The sequence below is a fragment of the Methanosarcina baltica genome (genome assembly GCF_055394095.1).
This window is the reverse complement of record NZ_AP042463.1, coordinates 3,516,977-3,537,850: the sequence shown is the minus strand read 5'-3', so window position 1 is coordinate 3,537,850 and position 20,874 is coordinate 3,516,977. Positions and strand designations below refer to the sequence as shown.

Annotated in this window: 15 protein-coding genes; 12 read left to right on the top strand and 3 right to left on the bottom strand. The window is 41.6% G+C overall.

Annotated features, from left to right (window positions below; genetic code table 11):
• Window positions 1–121: 121 nt before the first annotated feature.
• Window positions 122–3,184 carry a chemotaxis protein CheB gene (locus tag ACZ5QV_RS15340; protein WP_464600619.1) on the top strand — a complete coding sequence of 1,021 codons (3,063 nt, stop codon included), beginning with the start codon at window positions 122–124 and terminating at the stop codon, window positions 3,182–3,184.
• 545 nt (window positions 3,185–3,729) lie between these two features.
• Window positions 3,730–4,428 (top strand): MEDS domain-containing protein, encoded by a 699-nt coding sequence (locus ACZ5QV_RS15335; protein WP_464600618.1) that lies wholly within the window; start codon window positions 3,730–3,732, stop codon window positions 4,426–4,428.
• Here the strand turns inward: ACZ5QV_RS15335 and tnpC (ACZ5QV_RS15330) are convergent.
• Entirely contained in the window at window positions 4,379–5,941 is a 1,563-nt protein-coding gene (tnpC, locus tag ACZ5QV_RS15330) for an IS66 family transposase (protein ID WP_464600617.1), read from the bottom strand. The two genes, ACZ5QV_RS15335 and tnpC (ACZ5QV_RS15330), sit on opposite strands and share 50 nt — an antisense overlap.
• A 95-nt stretch (window positions 5,942–6,036) precedes the next feature.
• Between tnpC (ACZ5QV_RS15330) and ACZ5QV_RS15325 the strand changes: the two genes are divergently transcribed.
• Window positions 6,037–8,238, top strand: a complete 2,202-nt coding sequence (locus ACZ5QV_RS15325; RefSeq protein WP_464602121.1) for a PAS domain S-box protein — start codon at window positions 6,037–6,039, stop codon at window positions 8,236–8,238.
• Between the two features lie 203 nt (window positions 8,239–8,441).
• On the opposite strand, the gene ACZ5QV_RS15320 is transcribed toward ACZ5QV_RS15325, so the two are convergent.
• Window positions 8,442–8,570, bottom strand: coding sequence for a hypothetical protein (locus tag ACZ5QV_RS15320; RefSeq protein ID WP_464600616.1), 129 nt, complete (start codon window positions 8,568–8,570; stop codon window positions 8,442–8,444).
• 87 nt (window positions 8,571–8,657) lie between these two features.
• On the opposite strand from ACZ5QV_RS15320, the gene ACZ5QV_RS15315 reads away from it, so the two are divergent.
• The 8 genes from ACZ5QV_RS15315 to ACZ5QV_RS15280 all read left to right on the top strand — a co-directional run bounded on the left by ACZ5QV_RS15315 (window position 8,658) and on the right by ACZ5QV_RS15280 (window position 18,462).
• Window positions 8,658–10,085, top strand: a complete 1,428-nt coding sequence (locus ACZ5QV_RS15315; RefSeq protein WP_464600615.1) for an alpha/beta hydrolase — start codon at window positions 8,658–8,660, stop codon at window positions 10,083–10,085.
• A 762-nt stretch (window positions 10,086–10,847) separates the two neighbouring features.
• Window positions 10,848–11,138, top strand: a complete 291-nt coding sequence (locus ACZ5QV_RS15310; RefSeq protein ID WP_464600614.1) for a helix-turn-helix domain-containing protein — start codon at window positions 10,848–10,850, stop codon at window positions 11,136–11,138.
• A 169-nt stretch (window positions 11,139–11,307) separates the two neighbouring features.
• The gene (locus tag ACZ5QV_RS15305) at window positions 11,308–12,192 is read left to right on the top strand and encodes a PAS domain-containing protein (protein ID WP_464600613.1); all 885 of its coding nucleotides are present in this window, start codon (window positions 11,308–11,310) and stop codon (window positions 12,190–12,192) included.
• 279 nt (window positions 12,193–12,471) lie between these two features.
• Window positions 12,472–13,203, top strand: a complete 732-nt coding sequence (gene iscB, locus ACZ5QV_RS15300) for an RNA-guided endonuclease IscB (protein WP_464600612.1) — start codon at window positions 12,472–12,474, stop codon at window positions 13,201–13,203.
• A 41-nt stretch (window positions 13,204–13,244) separates the two neighbouring features.
• On the top strand, window positions 13,245–13,820 hold the full coding sequence (locus ACZ5QV_RS15295) for a hypothetical protein (RefSeq protein WP_464600611.1): 576 nt from the start codon (window positions 13,245–13,247) through the stop codon (window positions 13,818–13,820).
• A gap of 519 nt (window positions 13,821–14,339) precedes the next feature.
• On the top strand, window positions 14,340–14,939 hold the full coding sequence (locus ACZ5QV_RS15290; protein ID WP_464600610.1) for a DnaJ domain-containing protein: 600 nt from the start codon (window positions 14,340–14,342) through the stop codon (window positions 14,937–14,939).
• Between the two features lie 349 nt (window positions 14,940–15,288).
• The gene (gene tnpC, locus ACZ5QV_RS15285) at window positions 15,289–16,761 is read left to right on the top strand and encodes an IS66 family transposase (protein ID WP_464599339.1); all 1,473 of its coding nucleotides are present in this window, start codon (window positions 15,289–15,291) and stop codon (window positions 16,759–16,761) included.
• A gap of 36 nt (window positions 16,762–16,797) precedes the next feature.
• Window positions 16,798–18,462 carry an IS1634 family transposase gene (locus tag ACZ5QV_RS15280; protein WP_464599431.1) on the top strand — a complete coding sequence of 555 codons (1,665 nt, stop codon included), beginning with the start codon at window positions 16,798–16,800 and terminating at the stop codon, window positions 18,460–18,462.
• A gap of 850 nt (window positions 18,463–19,312) precedes the next feature.
• Here the strand turns inward: ACZ5QV_RS15280 and ACZ5QV_RS15275 are convergent.
• Window positions 19,313–20,146: a glycine betaine ABC transporter substrate-binding protein gene (locus tag ACZ5QV_RS15275; RefSeq protein WP_464600609.1), complete on the bottom strand. Its 834-nt coding sequence runs from the start codon at window positions 20,144–20,146 to the stop codon at window positions 19,313–19,315.
• Between the two features lie 548 nt (window positions 20,147–20,694).
• On the opposite strand from ACZ5QV_RS15275, the gene ACZ5QV_RS15270 reads away from it, so the two are divergent.
• Window positions 20,695–20,829: a hypothetical protein gene (locus ACZ5QV_RS15270; RefSeq protein WP_464600608.1), complete on the top strand. Its 135-nt coding sequence runs from the start codon at window positions 20,695–20,697 to the stop codon at window positions 20,827–20,829.
• The last annotated feature ends 45 nt before the right edge of the window (window positions 20,830–20,874 follow it).

Here is a 20,874-nt window from a genome sequence, read left to right as displayed (position 1 = left end):
ACATATTCATTTTTCACAATTCACCATTTTTTTATGATTTCAACCCTAAGAGTAGCCGGAATCATGTATATAAATAAGGCTTTATATCGCTTCAGGATTAGGCATTAAAGGATGAGATAATATGGTCGGGAAAAAAACTGCAATTAAAGGGAAAACACAGGTTTCAAAAGAAGAACAGCTGCATACTACAGAAGAAACCTCTATTAATGAACCCCCGGCTTCGAATGTAGACCCGGATAAACCCTTAAAAGATGATTTTCCCATCGTGGGCATCGGTGCATCGGCTGGTGGGCTGGCTGCATTCAAAGCCTTTTTTTCAGCTATTCCCGACGACACCAGGCTTGATATGGCCTTTGTTCTGGTGCAGCACCTGGATCCGAACCACAAAAGCATCCTCACCGACCTGGTCGGGCGCTATACACGGATGCCGGTTTATGAGGTCAAGGATGGGATGGTTGTCCAGCCTGACTGCGTCTACGTCATTCCACCTAATCACGACATGGTTCTTGAGTCTGGCACGCTGAAGTTGCTGGAACCGGCCAAACCACACGGCTATCGCCTGCCAATTGATTTGTTCTTCCGCTCCCTGGCTCAGAGCAAACAGGAGCTGGCCACTGGCATCGTACTCTCGGGTACCGGCAGCGACGGCGCACTGGGAGTGCGGGCTATCAAGGCGGAGGGTGGCATGTTAATGGTACAGAGCCCTGAATCCAGCGAGTACGACGGCATGCCGCGCAGTGCTATTACCACAGGTCTGGCAGACTACGTCCTGCCTCCAGCTGAGATGTCGGCCCAGCTCATTGCCTATATCAGCAAAGTCTTTGGAAAAAGGCCCCTGATCCCCAGGGCCGAAGATACGATGAAACATATATTTAACCTGCTGCGTACCCAGACAGGTCACGACTTTTCCCATTATAAGCAGAACACCATCAACCGTCGCATCGAGCGGCGTATGGCCATCCTGAATCTCAAAATTGTGGATGAATACGTGTGTTATTTAGAACAAAAACCTGCTGAAGTGGAGGCGCTCTTTCACGACCTCTTAATCGGTGTCACCAGTTTCTTTCGGAATCCCACGGCGTTCGAGACGCTCCAGAAGAAAGTCATCCCTAACCTCTTTACAGGCAAGCACCCTGACTCAGCGATAAGGATCTGGGTGCCCGGTTGCTCCACAGGTGAGGAAGCTTATTCCATTGGCATCCTGCTCCTTGAGCAGATGGAATTGTTGAAGCAAGTGTTCAAGATACAAATCTTCGCAACCGATATTGATAGCCGGGCCATCGGAGAAGCCCGCAGAGGAGCCTATCCAGCCAGCATCTCCATCGACATCTCACAGGAAAGGCTGGAGCGTTTCTTTATCCAGGATTCGGATGGCAACTACCGCATCCGAAAAAGTATCCGTGATATGATAGTTTTTTCCGAGCAGGACATTATTAAAGACCCACCATTCTCCAAACTCGACCTGCTCAGTTGTCGGAACTTGCTGATCTATATGGACAGGGAACTGCAGAGAAAGCTCACCCCCCTCTTCCACTACGCATTGAAACCGAGCGGATTTCTCTTCCTTGGTCCCTCTGAGACCATGGGTGAGTTCGATAACCTTTTTGACACGCTGGACCGCACGTCGAAGATCTATCACAAAAAGGATATTATCAATGGACTCCCTCAAATAGGGACATTTGTCACACCGGAACTGAAAAGTCGGGAGCCTAAAAGACTGTCCGGCAAAGCTCCTCTAGAAAGCAAAGTTCAACTGCGCGAGCTAACCGAACAGATGATACTGCAATATTACACCCCGGTCAGTGTGCTCGTCAACAAGCACGGCGAGATCCTCTATCTTCACGGCCGTACCGGCATGTACCTGGAGCCAGCTCCGGGTGAGGCTGGTCTGAATATCTTGAAGATGGCTCGTGAAGGATTGCGACAGGAATTGACCACGGATCTGTACAAAACCGTGGTCAGTAAAGAGCCGGTATTTCACCCCGGGCTGCGGGTTAAAACCAACGGTGACTTCACTACAGTCAATCTGGCATTAAGACCTGTGGCGGCAGACCCTGACGCAGCCTCCGGGCCAGACCTGTTCCTGATCACCTTTGAGGAACCGCCGGAGTGGGAGCAGAGCAAACCCGGGAAGACCACGACCATAGCTACCGGTGAAGGAAACTTTGAGGACACAGGGGAAAGCGAAGCGCGCATCATAGAACTGAAGCGGGAATTGCAGGTTAAGGAAGAACATCTTAAAGCTTCCAATGAAGAACTGGAGACCTCCAATGAAGAACTCAAATCCTCCAACGAAGAGATGCAATCAATCAACGAGGAACTGCAATCTACTAACGAGGAGCTTGAGACCTCCAAGGAGGAACTACAGTCAGTAAACGAGGAATTGGCTACGGTCAATACCGAACTACAGAACAAGGTGACTGATCTGTCGCAGGCTATTAACGATATGAACAACCTGCTGGGAGGTACAGGTATAGGTACTATTTTTGTGGACCTTCAACTGCGCATCCTGCGCTTCACTCCTACTGTTACACAGATAATCAATCTGATCCCGACTGATGTGGGACGGCCGGTTGGGCACATCGTCTCGAACCTGCTGGATTATGCCCGTCTGGTAGAAGATATAAAGGAGGTGCTGGACAGTCTGATACCCAAAGATATTGAAGTCCAGACCCGGGAAGGCTCGTGGTACCTGCTGCGCATCCGGCCCTATCGCACTCTTGAAAACGTCATCAAGGGTGCAGTGATCACCTTTATTGATATTTCCGAGATGAAGCGGGCAAGGGATATTCTGAAGAAGTCCGAGGCCATGCGCCGCCTGGCCGTGATAGTGCATGATGCAAGCGATGCTATAATGTTGCAGGATATGGAGGGCCGCATCCTAGCCTGGAATTCGAAAGCTGAGAATATGTATGGCTGGAGTGAAGCCGAGGCACTGACGATGAATATTAGCTCCTTGATCCCGGCAAACCGGAAAGAAGAAGAGTTGGCCACATTGAAGAAGCTTAGCCACGCTGAGGCCTTGAAACCTTATCGCACTCAGCGGCTCACCAGGGACGGTCGAATCGTGGATGTGTGGCTGACCGCCACCTCATTGATAAATGATAACAATGAGGCATATGCCATTGCGATTACGGAGCGGGAGATCAAATCAGAAACCACAAAGAAGGAAGACCGTGAGTAAACTACCCACGAAATCTAAAGATTTAACGGGTTTTCTGTTTCATTCCCGTTTCATTTCCCGGAGCAGTCTCCACTAATCCACAGGCTCTACCCCAAGTCCCACAGGTGCATATTTTTAAGTTAAAAAACGGAGTCTATTACAGAATCTAAAGGAAGTTATTTATAGTCAAACAGCGACTCATCTTTCACTAGAAATATTGCTTATTCGGACATATCTTTGATTAGTTAGTTAGTTAGTTAGTTACAAACATTGCGTTCATGACTATCATCATTGTTTAAAGAAGTGGGTGGCTTTCATTTCCCACCTGCCAGCCTGCGGCTGTCGTGTTAAACCACAGGTTTAACAGGAGTTTCGAATTTTCAATTAGAAACATTGAGGAAGGAGACCCGCCTGAAACCTATCTCTAAAACAGGCATACCATATATTTGGAAAAAAGCAGGGATATTCTTATGCTTACGGTTTTTAGTAATTAATTCCCTTAACCCAAAACAGCCAAAAGACAACGAAGTTTTTGTCTTTGAATCCCCGGTCGGAGAAGATGTGAAATGAGAGATAACCTTAGAAAAACTGGTATTGATATTATTGGGGATATACCCTGGGGAACACACTTCTGCCAATTTTACCAGACAAAACAAGATTTGATGGACATACTGGTCCCCTATTTCAAGGCTGGGCTGGAAAACAACGAATTTTGTATGTGGATCACATCACAACTCTCGGGAGTGGAAGAGGCAAAAGAAGCCCTTAAAAGGGCTGTTCCTAATTTTGACGTTTATTTGGAGCAAGGGCAAATAGAAATTGTTCCCTATACTCACTGGTATGTACAGGAAGGCGTTTTTGATTCAGAGAGAGTATTGAACGATGGGGTTAAAAAATTCAATCAGGCCCTGGTTAATGGCTACGATGGTTTGAGGCTGGCCGGAAACACTTTTTGGCTGGAGAATAAGGATTGGAATGATTTTGCTGACTATGAGGAAAAAATGGACAGAATCATCGGCAACTCCCGGATGATTGTTCTCTGTGCATATCCTCTCGACAGATGCAACGCAACCGAAATCATTGAAATAGTTATCAATCACCAATTTGCTCTGGTCAAAAGGGAAGGAAAATGGGAACGGATAGAAAGTTCCAGACACAAGAAGACCGAAGAGAAATATCAGAACCTGATGAATATTGTGGAATATTCGTATCTATTCAGGGTAAGGGTGGCACATTTTCAATCGCCGCATGAAGTGAACTTATAGTAGGTATATTATTCTTTATTAGTGTAGATATGTATCCCCTAATTCTAAAGAAAACATCTGCTCCATGGGGTTTCCTAAAATCTCCCGATATTTTTTGCTGAACTGTTATCATTCTGAGATCTCTTTCTGCTTGGTTGTTACTGAAAGGAACTCTTAGATCCGTAGCAAACCTCAAGATTTCTTTTTCATACTTTGAAAGTCTATCAAGGAGATTTTTTGCATCGCTCTGCGCTTTTCTTCCTCTTTTAACCCCATTGTCTTTCGAGATTTCAGGTGGAGGATTGTCCTCAAATCCTTTCATTAGTATTGACTGATACTTTTCTTTAAAGGTCTTGAGCGTATCTTCATCTATTTGTATGCCCTGTTTTCTGGCAAAGTCTGCGCATTTTTTAATTTCATATAGGAGATCAGACATCTCCTCAGCCCACACTTGCTTGAATATGTTATAAATGTCTTTAAGTTCTCTTTGAATGTGGACATTACATGCCGCATGTTCACATTTGTATTTAAAATAGGGTTTCCAGAAATCGTGGACTATAATTCCTCTATATTTAGGCAACAATCCCATTTTATTCATTGCTTTTGATCCTCGACTCCTATTATGGAAATAGTATGTATATTTTTTTGTAGAGATTAAATGGCAGTATTCCCCTTGACCACCAACGTCGATTCCAGTTTCATCACCATGGATGACATTTTCTTTTATCAGTTGCTTCTTGATGTGGTTTGTAGCACCTTTCAACTTGTGAAATAACTTATTTTCTGCCCTAATTATTGTACCAACGCTTATATCAAATCCAAAGGCATCTTTAAATAATTTCTTGATTCGGTCATAGGGAATCAATTGGTAGTTTCGGAGGTAAATTGCAATTGTTAAAACCATATTGCCATATTGGACAGGTTTTGTAATTGATTTCGGAAAAGCAGCTTTGTTTTTGCGGTTACAATAAGGACATTTTTTGATCTCAGCACGATGTTCGGTCACTTTACGCCTTACAATTATTTCAAATTCTTGTCTCTTCTCGTAATTTATAACTTCAATCTTCTCAATGTTACAACCACAATGTTCACATTTATGTAGCTTATAAATGATTGTTTTATCAGGATTTTTAATCATCCTTAATGTAGAACCAGGATGCCCTTTTTGGCCGCCAGGACGTCTAAAACTTCCTTTTTGTGAACCTTTTGATTGAGGTATTTTATCAGTAGAATTGTTAGTAGAGGGAAGTCGATTTCTTTTTTGGTTTTGGTTATTCTTTTTTAGGCGAGATTCTAACTCATTAAGTCTTTCTCGAAGTTCGGTGTTTTCGGATTCAAGATTTTCATATCGAGATTCAAGCTCTTCGTGTCGAGATCCAAGATCTTCATACCGAGATTCAAGCTCTTCGTGTCGAGATCCAAGATCTTCATACCGAGATCCAAGATCTTCATACCGAGACTCAAGATCCTCAATATATGAAACAATGGATTCAGGGTCTGAACGGCATTGAGTAAGAATCTCTTCACATTTCATAAACCTCATTCCAAAATCCGATGATTTTTATATTAATCTATATGAAAAAAGTAATTGTTGAGTTTATACGAAATATAAGTTAGAAACAGAGGTAGCTGAATAGATACGAATATTCAAGCGATGCTGTTGTAAGCAAATCTCTTGATGGCATCATTACCAGCTGGAATAAAGGTGCAGAGCAAATTTATGGATATTCAGCTAAAGAAATTCTGGGAAAGCCCATATCCATTCTGGAACCATCTATATTGGTTGGTGAAACGGAAGAATTGACTAACCTGATTAAACAGGGAGATAAAATCCACCATTATGAGACTTTGCGGTTAACAAAGGACGGCAGGACAATAAATGTTTCATTTACTCTCTCTTCGGTTTTTGATGCCTCTGAAAAGCTGATTTCTGTCTCAATTATCACCAGAGATATAACCAAAAGTAAAAAAACAGAAGAAAAACTTCGGAAAAAAGAGGAAAGATACAGGATTGCCACAGAGCAAACAGGGCAGGTGATATATGAATATGATTTCAGAACAGATAAGAGCAGCTGGGCAGGTGCCATAGAAGAAGTTACAGGGTATAGTTTTGAAGAATTCCAGAGGCTTGGAAAAGAAGTCTGGATTAAAAATATCCATCTCACAGACATACCTAATGGGGGTCAAAAAGTTCAGAGAGTGAGACACGCCGGAGGCAGATTTAAGGACGAATTAAGGTTGAGAAAAAAAGATGGAACCTGTATTTATATAGAAAACAACGGAGTCTGGCTTACGGATCATGAGGGTCAGTCTTACGGAGCTATAGGAGTACTGAAAGATATTTCAGAGAAAAAACTTGCCAGTAAAGAACTTCAAGAAAGTGAAGGAAGATATCGCACAGCAGCAGAACAGACCGGACAGGTTATATTCGATTTCAATCTTGAAACACGTAAAGTCAGGTGGGCAGGAGCCATAAAGGAAGTAACAGGGTATGATCCGAAAGAGTTAGAGAACCTAGATATATCGGTCTGGATGGAATATGTTCACCCTGAAGATAGGCCTAAACTGCTTGAAAACCTGAAAAAATCATTTGAGGAAAAGATAAAATTTCAGGTAAAATTCAGGTTAAGAAAAAAAGATAGAAGTTATATCTATGCCGAAAACTATGGAGTCTGGCTAAAAACTGATACAGGAGAAGTATACAGAGCCATAGGAGTAACAAAAAATATTACGGAATGGAAACTTGCAATTAAAAACGTTGAAGAGAGTGAGAGGAAATATCGCTCTTTCATACAGAATTTCCATGGGATTGCTTTCAAGCTGGATGAATATTTTGTTCCTGTATTCATACATGGCGCTGTTGAAGAAATCACCGGGTATAGCGAAAAGGATTTCATATCCCGGATTAAGTGGAAAGACATAATCCATCCAGAAGACCTGTCTCTCTATCTCAAAAAAAGGGAAAATATTCGAAGATCTCAATCTGAGGGTTACAAAGAAATCGAATATCGTATAAAACACAGGAAAGGAAGTCTCAAATGGGTTACTCAAATCTACCAGAAAATTCAGGGACAAGATGGAATGCCGGAATTCTACCAGGGTACTATTTATGATATGACCGAAAAAAAAGAGACCAAAAAGTTTCTTGCGAATATCGAAACTGCCCGTAAAAAAGAAATTCACCATAGGATCAAGAATAACCTGCAGGTAGTTTCTTCCCTGCTGGACCTGCAGGCTGAAAAATTCAACAACAGAGAATATATTCAGGACTCAGAGGTTCTTGAAGCCTTTAGAGAAAGTCAGAACAGAGTGGTGTCCATGGCTCTTATCCATGAGGAACTGTACAAAGGTGGAAAGCTCAATACATTAAACTTCTCCTCATATATTGAAGAGCTCGTTAAAAACCTTTTCCAGACATACAGGCTTGGAAATACAAGTACAAGCTTAAATATAAACCTGGAAGAAAATATTTTCCTTGATATGGATACCGCTGTCCCATTAGGTATAATAATCAACGAACTCGTTTCAAACTCTCTCAAACATGCATTTGCCGACAGAGATAATGGGAATATTCAAATAGAACTCTGTAAAGAAGAATCTCCGGAAAGTAATGATAATGGAACCAGGAACAATAATGAGGGCTTAAAGGGCAGCACTTTTATTTTAACAGTATCAGACAATGGAATAGGTGTGCCTGAAAGTTTTGATCTGGAAAATCCTGACAGTCTTGGTATACAACTTATAAGCACCCTTGTGGACCAGTTAGACGGTGAACTTGAACTGAAAAGAGACAATGGAACGAAATACACGATAAAATTTACAGTATCCTGAACCATTTTTTAATTTCAAAGCCCTGTTTCGTTGGATCTTCTTTGAAGTCACCAGACCATTTTTCCGTACCCTTATAAGGGCTTTCATCAGCCAAATAAAGATTCATGTCCCATTTTAAAGTGTAGTCGGATAAGGAATAGAAATTCTGGGATTGCTTTATACTCATACAGGTTGTTTTTTGTTAGTGGAGGCGTTTGGTGTGTTCATTCAAACCACGGAAAAGCACGGAAAAAGGAATGCAGGAAGACGATATTTAAGGTTTTTCTGGCGTTTTTTAGTCCGCTTGAGCTCGCAAAGCGAGCGAAACGGACCTCGTGCTGTTGCGATTTCATCGCAACTCCCAGGAAATCTATGATTTCCTGTGATCCCGAAGCGAAACTCGGGTAGCGAAACTCGGGATTGGAATATGTATTTTCTTATTGCTTTTTGCTGCTGCCGGTTCGGGCTGTGTCTCCAGACCGGAAAATATTGAAAATATTGAAGAGATCGAAGGGCTCTGGTTGGGAAGCCTTGAGGTCCAGGCCGGGATGGAGTTGAGGTTGTTATTCAATATCTCCGCCGGGCCTGACGGTTCGGTTATTGCTACCATGGACAGCCTGGATCAGGGAGCGAATGGCATTCCTGTGGAAGGAGTCAGTTATGAATATGGGAATTTGAAGCTTGAAGTAAAGTCCATCAAGGGGATTTTTGAAGGAAAGATTCGAGAGGACGGCACTTTCATAGACGGAAAATGGAAACAGGGGGCGGCTGATCTTCCTCTTATGCTTGAACGGGTTGATAAAGTTCCTGATATGAGCAGGCCCCAGGACCCCGTAAAGCCGTATCCTTACAGGGAGGAAGAAATCGTTTTTGAAAATAAGGATGCGGGAATTGAGCTTGCAGGCACCCTAACCCTTCCCGAAGCCGAAGTTTCCGGGGAAAAGGCCGGGCCTTACCCTGCCGTGTTGCTCATAAGTGGTTCGGGTCCGCAGGACAGAAACGAAGAGATATTCGGACACAGGCCCTTCCTGGTGCTGGCCGATTCTTTAACCCGTTGGGGGATTGCCGTGCTTCGGGTGGATGACCGGGGAGTCGGGAAATCAGGTGGAGACATGTCCCTGGTAACCACTGAGGACTTTGTGGGAGATGCCCTTGCGGGAGTTGAGTACCTGAAGAGCCGTGAGGAAATCGATCCGGCCTGGATAGGGCTTATCGGACACAGTGAAGGAGGTTTGATTGCGCCGCTTGCAGCTGTCCGGGACCCGGATATCGCTTTTATCGTGCTCATGGCGGGGCCAGGTTTGCCGGGAGAGGAAATCATTTATTTCCAGGGTGCCCTGATCGCTGAGGCCATGGGAGAAGACACCGAAGCAATCGAGCGGAACCGGGCTCTTCAGGAGAGTGTATTTGCTGTCCTGAAGGAAGAAATGAATAATACGGTTGCAGGGCCAAAAATCCGGGAAATTTTGAAGACCGCCTTTGCGGATATGAGCGAGGAAGAGAAACTGAGTTTCAGTTATACCGACGCCAGTATTGATTCCCAGGTACAGGTGCTGATCTCTCCCTGGATGCGCTATTTTCTGAGTTATGACCCCCGGCCGACTCTGATGGACGTGAAGTGTCCGGTGCTGGCAATTAACGGGGAAAAGGACCTTCAGGTCCCGCCTGAGGAAAACCTGCGGGCCATCGAGGAGGCTCTGGAGACCGGGGGCAATACGGACTATATAGTAAAAGAAATACCGGGCCTGAATCATCTGTTCCAGACCGCCGAAACCGGCAGCCCTTCGGAGTACGCAACGATTCAGGAAACCATTTCGCCAGCTGCATTGCAGCTTATCGGGGACTGGGTCCTGAACCACACTCAATAATGAAAAAAATACCAGGCCTGTACTGATCGAAGGGGCATATTCCCCATCTTTTTTTTTCGAAATCCTGTACTTCCAAGAATCAAGCGGACTAAAAATGCCATCATAATCGTAACATTACCGGTGTCCATTTTTCCTGGGACTGGGGTCTTGCTCCGTTTGTTCAATTTAAAGACTCAGAGGTTTTACGCTTCTCCATATAAATTAAAAAGTGTCAGAGATTTTACGATTTTGAAAATGAAGATAGTCCACTGTTTATCGGTTGACGTTTTTATGATCAAATTTCAATGTGTTTTAGTGATAGATGAACACGAATGGCCTAAATTCGTGTCTATTCGTGTTCATCCATGGTTCTTTACGTTGATCTACCGATCAATTTCAAAAGTTCGCAAAAAATAGAGAAAAGGTGCTTAAGGAAAGCAGAAGGATAAATAATTTGTGGGGGATTGGGCATCTGATATTTGGGAGTGGGGGGTAGTTGGGGGATTTTAAAGAAAAAATAATTTTCCAGATGCCCAGTTCAATAATAATCCTCCAAATTATATATAAATATTTATATATTGCAAATTTATCCCTTTTTACGGAAGTACCGTGCAAATAATGCCAGATACAGCAGTATCTATGTATCTAAGTGAACTACCTCCACCTATCAGCTGAAGGCTGGCAGGTGGGAAATGAATGCGTAGGGGCTACAGGGGCCGGTTTTAATAAGTTGCACTGTCAATAAGTACTTCTAACTAATATTAAATATAGATAGGGGTTTGCATGAAACAGGGAAATCTTTTCCGGCTATATCCAACAAAGGAACAAGAAATAGCACTTGCTCAACACTTCGGAGCTTGCCGTTTCGTGTATAATAATTTACTAAATATTAAAAAAGAAATGTATAAGAGGTTTAGGACAAGTCCTACAAAAAAGCAACTTTTTAGGTATATCACAGTACTTAAAAATACTTATAGGGATTGGCTAAAGGACGTTAATTCTCAGTCTCTTCAAGCTGCAAGAGATAACCTTTTCACAGCCTTTAATAATAAGCTGATAGAGCTGACCACTTAATTTTATAAAATTTATATATCATGCATTGATATATTATATGATATATAAGTTTTAACAATTTGTAGAAGGACCGGGGATATTCAAAGAGCGGTTGCTATCAGGTAATCGTTTTTATCTGGGAATCAATCCCGGAAATTAATCCAAAAAAATATCATGCGAGGAAATTGGGATGAGTTCAAATCAAACTTTAATGAAGGAAGAGGGGGCCGAAAAAGCTCTGGATAAGGTTCTGGAAAGACAGAAGGCTCTTGAAACCGTTATTAACAATAGCCCGGTCATGGTTTTTCTCTGGACAGCAGGAGAGGCCTGGCCTGCCGAATACGTTTCGGAAAACGTAACGCAGCTTGGCTACACCCCGGAGGACTTCACAACCGGCAGGATCATGTATGCAAATATCGTGCACTCCGAAGACATTGATAGGGTCCGCACGGGGCTTGCAAGGCGCTCTGAACAGGGCTATGATGATTTTGTCATGCGCTACAGGGTCCTGACAGGTACCGGAGAAATCCGCTGGGTGGAGGAAAAAACCTTCATACAGCGCAATGAAAAAGGAGATGTCACTCATTTTCAGGGCATTGTTCTGGACATAAACGAACATGTCCAAAATGAAAAGGACCTTAAAGACGCACTTGAGGGCCAGAAAGCCCTTCTGGAAAAGCAAAAGGCTCTTCTTGATAGACAGAGGGTGCTTGAAACAGTAATCAATAACAGTCCTCTGGTCGTCTTCTTCTGGAAGGCTGAAAAGTACTGGCCCACCCTTTACGTCTCCGAAAACGTCAGGATGTTCGGCTACGCTCCCGAGGACTTCCTTTCAGGTCGTATCCTCTTCGGTAAAATTATACACCCCGAAGACCTGTTCCAGGTCGAATTCGAACTCGAAGAAAACTGCGAGGAAGGAGGAAAGGAGTTTTATCAGGAGTACAGAGTCCTGACCGCAGACGGAAACGTTCGCTGGGTGCGGGAAAAAACCTTCATACAGCGAGACGAGAGCGGAGTGCCGACCCACTTCCAGGGTATAATTGAGGACATCACGGAAAATCGGGAAAAACAATAATTAACCCGTCTTAATTTTTTTTCAGAATGCTCTATACTCGTCAACTACCCCTTCCTAAAATCTTAGCCCTTAGGCTAAGATTTTAGAGTAAGGGGCTTGCTTCGGTAAGCCCTAGTTGAATAGCCTTTCGTTATACTGGTCATGATATTCAAGGATACTCCACACGTTCTCGGAGATTTGGATTAAACATCCCTGAGAGGTAGGGGAAGTGTTCAGGTCATTAACAAGTCAGTATAACAGTGGCGATGTGGACCCACTCCAATCAAGGAGGACAAATCTATGAAAATATTTGTCATTAATATACACAACGAACCATTAATGCCCACGACCCCGAGGAAAGCAAGAATATTACTTAAATCAGGTGGGGCAAAAGTGGTACAAAGGAATCCATTCACTATCAAACTTCTTTATCCTTCGGGAAAAAATACTCAGGAAATAACCCTGGGAATCGATACTGGGTTCCTTAACATAGGATTTTCGGCAGTTTCCGAAAAAGAAGAACTTATTTCAGGAGAGGTAAAACTTCTTGCTGGAATGCCAGAGCGAAACGAAGAGCGGAGAATGTACCGAGGAAACCGAAGAAACCAGATAAGACACAGGAAACCGGGTTGCAACAAAAACACTAACAAAGAAGATTGGTTAGCTCCATCTATCAAGCATAAGCTTGAAAGCCAGATCAGATTAATAGAGGATCTTGCCGAAATCTTGCCCATAACAAAAATCGTTGTCGAGGTTGCGAACTTCGACATTCTAAAAATCAAAAACCCGGAAATTGAAGGCAAACAGTATCAGGAAGGGGAACAGGCAGGCTACGATAACGTTCGGGCCTATATTTTGCACAGAGACGGATACTCTTGCCAGAACCCGGACTGCAAAAACAAATCAAAACAGCCTTTGCTCCAGGTGCATCATATCCAGTACAGAAGTAACAGTGGTTCTGATCGGCCTGAGAACCTGATACACTCTGCAATCAGTGTCATACCCCTGAAAATCACGAAGGATTCCTTTTAACATGGAAACCAAAGGTAAGAGGCTTCAAAGATGCTACATTCATGAATATAGTACGCTGGAAGCTCATTGATATTTTAAAAGAAAAGTATGATGTTGAGCACACTTTCGGATATCTCACAAAAGCGAAAAGGTACGAGCTTAATCTTGAGAAAACTCATTCAACCGATGCTTTCTGTATTGCTGGAGGGGGAACTCAGGCTCGATGTGCTCCCCATGAAATACGACAAATAAGAAGAAATAACAGAAGCCTCTCGAAATTCTACGATGCGAAGTATATTGATTTGAGGGATGGCACTCAAAAAACCGGACAGGACTTAAATTCTGGAAGAACTACCAGAAACAAAAATCTTAACGGGGAAAATTTGAGAGTGTATAGGGGTAGGAAAACAAAGAAAGGAAGGTACAGCATAAGAAAAAATCATTATCCTATTCAACCAATGGATTTAGTTGAGTACGAAGGAGAGCTATATTATGTAGCTGGAGCACAAAATTACGGAAAGTATGTGAAACTTCGAGCCTCAGCAATTAAATCATCCAAAGTAGTAAATATTCAAAAAGTTAAAATTGTAAAGTACGGCAAAGGATTCTGTTGGATTGACCAATCAGTACCACGTTAAAAAAATATAGAATCCGGCCCCCGTAGTCTCGACGCATTCATCTCCCACCTGCCAGTTCCGGCAAAGCCGGAACTGTCGTGTTAAACCATAGGTTTAACAGGAGTTTCTAATTTTCAATTAGAAACATCGAGGAAGGAGTCTTCTGCTGTTTGAGATAAAGGTTGTGTTTTTGTTGGTAGAGACGTTTGGTGTGTGCACTCAAACCACGGAACACACGAAAAAAGAACGCCGAAAAAGAACGCTGAAAGACGATATTTAAGGTTGTGCTGACGTTTTTTAGTCCGCTTTCAAGAATTCAGGAGTGTTTTTGAATCCGATTATATAAAGATCCAGCTTACTCACCGGCCGAAGGCCGGTTTCCCTGGTTAAGGAATGGTAAGCAAAAATACTTTATATCATATTTGACTCATTCCTAAATAAGGATAAGTTCAATCCGTGTTTATCCGTGTCCATTTGTGGTTCTACGAGAAATTTGTTGACATATGGACTTATTTCATGGTTCGCGTTTATGGCAATAATTTGGAATCACAGTACCAGGGTATTGAAAAAAAACCGTCCCCTCTCCTCATGTATACTGAAGATTATTATAATGTCCTCGGTGTTTCGAAAAACGCAACAGACGAGGAAATCAAAACAGCCTATCGAAAACTTGTTTTCGAGTATCATCCTGACAAAAACAGCAGTGCGTATGCGGAAGAACGTATAAAAGAAATTAATCTCGCATACTCCGTTCTCTCTGACCCGGAAAAAAAGACCGAATATGATCGGGGAGGAGTTTTTGGGACAGGTCAGACCAGACCTTCCGGGAATCCTAGAGAGGGTTACCACTGGAAAAAAGAGTACTCCTGGACCTGGGGTGGACAGGAAAATTCCAGCAGGAGCAGCCAGAGGACTTCGGAAAGGAGTTATTCAGCTCAGTCCGGCGGAAAAAAGGGAAAGGAAAATTCCAATTGGGACGCCGTGGACATGATCCTCAGGCTCTTTGGAATCCTTGCGGTATTCTGGCTGCTCGTCCGCAGGCCCATGTTTGCTGTACTACTTGTCATAACTGCGGCTTTTTTGCTTGCGGCCTGGGTTTTCATAAAAGATTTGATGATGGTTTCAGGCAGGAAAAAGTAATTTTTGTTTCTAATTTTCAATTAAAAACATCGAGGACGGGACCCCTCCTGTTTCATACAATCATCTATACATTTTTAACTCAGCTTTCAAAGAAGAGCTATTTTTGCCTTGATTTGCCACAAAAATCAGTGGCAAGGAAGATCCGTTAAAAAAAATATTTGTAAGGCCTAAGTTCTAAATTACATTTAAAAAGCCTATTGTATCTGTTTTTTGAAGAAATATCTTTATATACGTAGAACCTAAATTTATATCATGGTTTTGTAACTATTCAGCCATACTTTGAACAAAGGCAATTTTTCCTCGTTTCGAGGAAAAATTGCATATAAAATAACTCTATCTCTTCAGTATCATGCTTACACGTGAAGAGATTCTTGAAATCTATGAAGAAGGCCCTGAAGCAGTCGTTGCTGTAATTCAGAGACTTGAGACTATCATAGAGAAACAGGCTTCTCAAATTGCTGAACTTGAGGAACGTGTAAGGGTTTTAGAGGCTCGTCTAAATCAAAACAGCCAAAACAGCAGTAAACCTCCTTCTACTGACGTTTTTGTGAATGAAAAACCTAAACCTAAGAGTAGCCGCACAAGAAGTGGGAAAAAACCTGGTGGTCAAAAAGGTCATTCTGGAAGTACTTTCGAAATGGTTGGGGATCCTGACCATATAATATTTCATTCCCCTCACTGCTGTGAAAATTGTGGTCATGATCTTGAAGATACTGAAGTTCGGGACTGTGAACGCAGGCAAGAAGCTGATATTCCTCCTGTGAACATCATATTTACCGAACATCGTGCTGAGTCCAAGAAATGCCCTCACTGTGGGAAAATAAACAAAGGTACTTTTCCAGACTCTATAAAATTCCCTATTCAATATGGACCTCGCCTTTTATCCTCTCTTGTATATTTAAGGAACTTTCAATTGATTCCTTATAAACGGATTTGTGATTTGTCAGAGGACTTTTATGGAATACGTATCAGCCCTGCTACCATAAAAAGAGCTGAAAAGGAATTATTCCAGAAATTGGAACCTTTCGAAAAAGCTGTTTTCGAACATCTACGGGTAGCCTATTCTGTACATTGTGATGAAACAGGAATGAGGGTTTTAGGGACAAAATGGTGGCTCCATGTTGTTTCAAACAGTCTGTGGACATACTATTTTGTACATCCAAAAAGAGGATCAGAGGCAATGAATGCTTTGGGTTTTCTTCCAGAATACAAGGGGGTAGTAGTTCATGATGGTTGGGCATCATACAACAAATATGGATGTGAACATGCTCTCTGCAATGCTCATCTTAAGAGGGACCTCACTGGAGTTGAAGAGAATTTTGAGCAGCAATGGGCTAAAAAAGTAAATGAACTTCTGAGTGAAGTAAAAAAATATACCGACGAATGCAGAGAAATGGAAATTCCAATAGATCCAATAAAAGTCAGGGCATTCGAGGAAATATACGATAAAATAATTAAAGAGGGAATTGAAGAAAATCCACCTCCTGACCTCTCAAAACAGGTTAAAAAAAGAGGAAGACCAGCACAAACAAAAGCAAAGAATCTCCTTGATAGGTTCATAAAATACAAGGATAGGATTCTGAAATTCCTCAATGACCTGAGAGTTCCATTTGATAATAATCAAGCAGAGCGAGACATCAGAATGATGAAGCTACAACAGAAGATTTCGGGAACTTTCCGAAGCATCGAAGGAGCGGTAGCTTTCTGCAGAATTCGGGGATACATATCCACTATTAGAAAGAATAGCTTGAATGTCATGGATGCTATTCGAGCGGCGCTCAATGGAGCGCCGCTATTATCCGATAGTTGCAACATTAGCTGAAACTATGCTTTTTTTATCAGTAGGCTGAATAGTTACATGGTTTTTTTAAAACAGAAAATAATCAACGGTAAAAAATACTGGTATATTATTAAAACTGGCAGAATTGATGGAAAAGTGAAAACTATATTTCAGATATATTTAGGCAATGCCGAAAAAATATTTGAAATGAAAAAACAGAGTGAATCATTGCCCTACATGAAACTGAAATCTTTTGAGTACGGCAAACTTGCCGCACTTCTTCATGTGAATGAAGAGCTTGGATTCGTTGACATAGTGAACAAGCACACTATGAAAAAATCAATCGATGGTTTAAGTGTCGGAGAGTATCTTTTACTTGATATAGTGGGGAAATCTCATGGAGTTTTAAGTGAAAACGGTATTGGGGAATGGTTCAAAAAATCGGCCTTATCTTTTAAGTGGAAATTCCCTCATAAATTAAATTGTCAGAATTTTTTGAATCATATGAATTACATTGATTCCGACACAATGAAAAATATTGAAGACGATTTGTGCCGAGTTCTCATCGAAAAAGGACTAACCCCTTCAGTACTGTTTGTGGATGAATCAAACTGGTTCACTTATGCTACCAATTATGATGAAAAAAGTGAATTGCTTCATAAAGGGTATAACAAAAAGCATCGTAAAGACAAAAATCAGGTATCTGTAGCGCTGGCTGCTAATGATTACAACTTACCTTTTATTCACGAGACATATCCAGGAAATGTGCATGATTCAGAGGAATTTTCAGGTCTGGTTGACAAAATAGTAAACCGTCTAACCGAATTGAATATTTGTTCGGAAGACCTTGTTCTTGTTTTTGATAAGGGAAACAATTCAAAGGACAACATTGAAAAAGCAACTTCAAAGATGAATTTTGTAGGGGCTGTAAAAGCAAATCAGGCAGATGATCTTCTTGAAGTGCCATTATCTAAATATCAATTTTTATATGAAAGCTCAGAAGGCCACAAAATTTATGGCTATCGGACAAAGCATCAGTTTTACGGGACAGAATTTACAACAGTAATTACTTTCAATGAAGGAACTCACAAACTTCAAAAAAGAACTTGTGAGTCAAATATGTCAAAAATAACTGAGAATCTGGAAGACCTACAGAGGAGACTGGAAAGCAACAGAGGAAAAGCAAGAAACAGGAGCAGTGTAGAAAAAGAGGTTGCAGACATTATTATCAAAAAATACAGAAGTATGGTGAAATATGAAATTACTGATGCTCCTGAAGGTAAGAAAAAACCTCAGTTAAAGTTCTGGATTGACGAAGAGAATAAAAATAAGCGCGAAAATTCATTAGGAAAAAATATACTATTTACAGATAAGCACCGTTGGCACACTAAAAAAATTGTGCAAACATACAACAATAAAGGCGCTATAGAGGATGATTTTAAGCTATTGAATGATCACCTGCTTGTCCCTGTGGGACCGGTGTACCACCACAAAGATGAAAATATCAAAGTTCACGTATTTCTGTCTATAATTGGCTTACTTTTCTACAGATATTTAGCCTGGGAGACAAAGAGATATGGTCTTTCTATGAGAAGACTAATTGAAAATTTGTCCGAAATTAGGCTGGCAGTTATCCAGGATAAAGAATCAAATAAGTGTAATATTATTCTGGAAGAGATGAGTACAAAGCAAGCATCATTATTTTCTTTCTTGAACTTGGGTAATTACCTGCCACCCCAATAAAAACGTCATCAGTAGGATTATTCATTCCTTAGGCCCACACAAACAAAGCCGCTTGATAACGGAAAAACATGCATCTTTGAAAGTAAAGTTTAAGAATATATAAAAATATTTATTAACATTCGAACTTATTTAAACCGGCCCCTGTAGTCTCGACGCATTCATCCCCATACTAAAGAAGCTGTCCGACAATTCAATTTCAAGGCAAAAACAGGTAAAAAAAAGGTATATAAAGCCTTTAAATCGAAAAAAACGGAATTCCAATATTACTGATAGTAATCGTTGGACAGCCTGTAAAGCCTTGTGGCTTTCTGCTGTGTTTCTGTAATTCACACCCTTATGTTCTTCTCTTCAAGAATTTTTATCATTTTGGTCTTTAGATTCCTGATGTAAGCCTCGATATCTTCTTTAGTCCTGTTTCTCAGCTAAACGGGCAGTGTATTCGATGAAAAGTTCCATGTTTTCAACGCCGTTTTGCAGGTTGTCGTAAGTTTCTGGGTGTTAAATCCTTTCCATTAAAATGAGCATCTTACCTATATCCAGTATTCATTCAAGGGAGACCTACAAATACCTTTCAACGGCCCCTCTCAATACGAAATCTCTGGAGATTTCTTCTAGACTGTGTTGTCGGAGCTTGCCCAAATTGCCTATGTACTCTTCAAGTATAATGCTACATCAATTTACTTAGAGAAGTTAAATATTAATATTATATTAATGTTATATGGAGAACCTTACGGTAAAGGACCTTATAGTAGTAAATAAACTGAAAAAATAATAAAGCAGAAGCCATTAAAAGAACTTCTGTGAAAACAAAATTTTGAACGGGTTTCGATTTAATCACTGACTGTAAAGCTTACTCTTCCCCCAGCCATTCTGCTACTTTATCGGGGTTGTTTTCTATCCACATCGTTGCGGCTTCTTCGTCAGATGCTCCGTTTTCTACTTTGTACATCACCCAGTTCATGTCCTTGGCTTCCCAGTTGAAGCGATCGAGTATGGCATATGCCCCAGGATTGTCTTCTTTGAACCCCGGTCTTACAAAGGTTGCGATGTACTCATCGTCTCCGTAGACATTCTTAGGGTCATCGAGGTACTTGAGATCCCAACGGGAGAATTTCCAGTGGGGGGTCCAGCCGGTGATGACAATCCATTCCTCGTTTTCGATTGCACTTTTCAGCTCGGTGAGCATGCCGATTTCACTTCCGGTGACAAGCTCATAGCCTTCAAGTTCGTAGTCCACTATCGCCTGTTCGCTCATCCGGACAGTACCGGAACCGGGTTCAATGCTGATAATTTTTCCGTCGAACTCTTCGGTATGTTCCTTCAATTCGTCAATCGAATCAATCGGGACGTATGTAGGCACGATCATGCCTATACGGGTCCCGTTCATATTGCTGCCAAGCATTTCTAACTGGTCCCCGTACTTTTCGATGTATTTCTCATGGCATGTAGGGACCCAGGCATCCGTGTAGCAGTCCAGGTCTCCAAGGGCTACTCCCTGATAGGCTACCCCGATATCTACGAAATCGAGTTCTACATTGTAGCCGGCTTCCTCAAGGACCTGCTTGATGACATATGAACTGGAATAGGCTGTACCCCAGGGGCCAACGCCCACAATGACAGTCTGCTGCTCAGGGTTCTGCTCGTCTATTTCTTCCGAATTTTCGGTGCAACCCGAAACAAACACTGCAAGCAGAGCAAAAATACATAAAAGTACAAAAAACTTTGATCTGTTTTGAGACAGAAAATTCCTCCTTTGATTAATATTAAAATGTAAATCCCGAAAGTAGCGGGGCGCCTTCCCTGAAAAACAAAACCAGATAAGCCTTATGCTATGCTTAATCATTACACGCAAAACAGCATTTTTACAGTCTGCTGCCGCAAAAAGCAATGAGAACATCGGGACATGCCGTAAGAAAAATGAAGCTCGACCGTCAGACAAGCGGTACCTAAAAAACGAGGCACACAACCAAAACTAATGTATCTTAAAATCTTAGAATTTTCGTCTGGTAATAGCTTTATACCGAACAGTTTTGTAACAAATATCCCTGGAATGAACAGTCATGGAATGAATATTTCCTCACTATTTCAGGAATTTACTATCTTTTTTCTTTTTCAATGTGATTCATGCCACATCATTTTCTGTGGTTATATTTTCTGATCTTGCTGATATACATTACAAAAATAATAACATATATACCTTATGATTTTCACATAAAAATCAGAATAAAAGCGGTGTTAAATAATATAAATAATGTTCTGGGGGCCGGGACCGCCGAAGCTAAACCTGTTGTTGAAAATGAGGATGCTATTGATTTTGAGTTAATTGATGAACTTATTTCGGGCCAGTTTCTGAAGATTTATGGATGATTAAAATCGAGAGCGTCGGGAAAGTCTGAAGTCTAGTGTCATGTC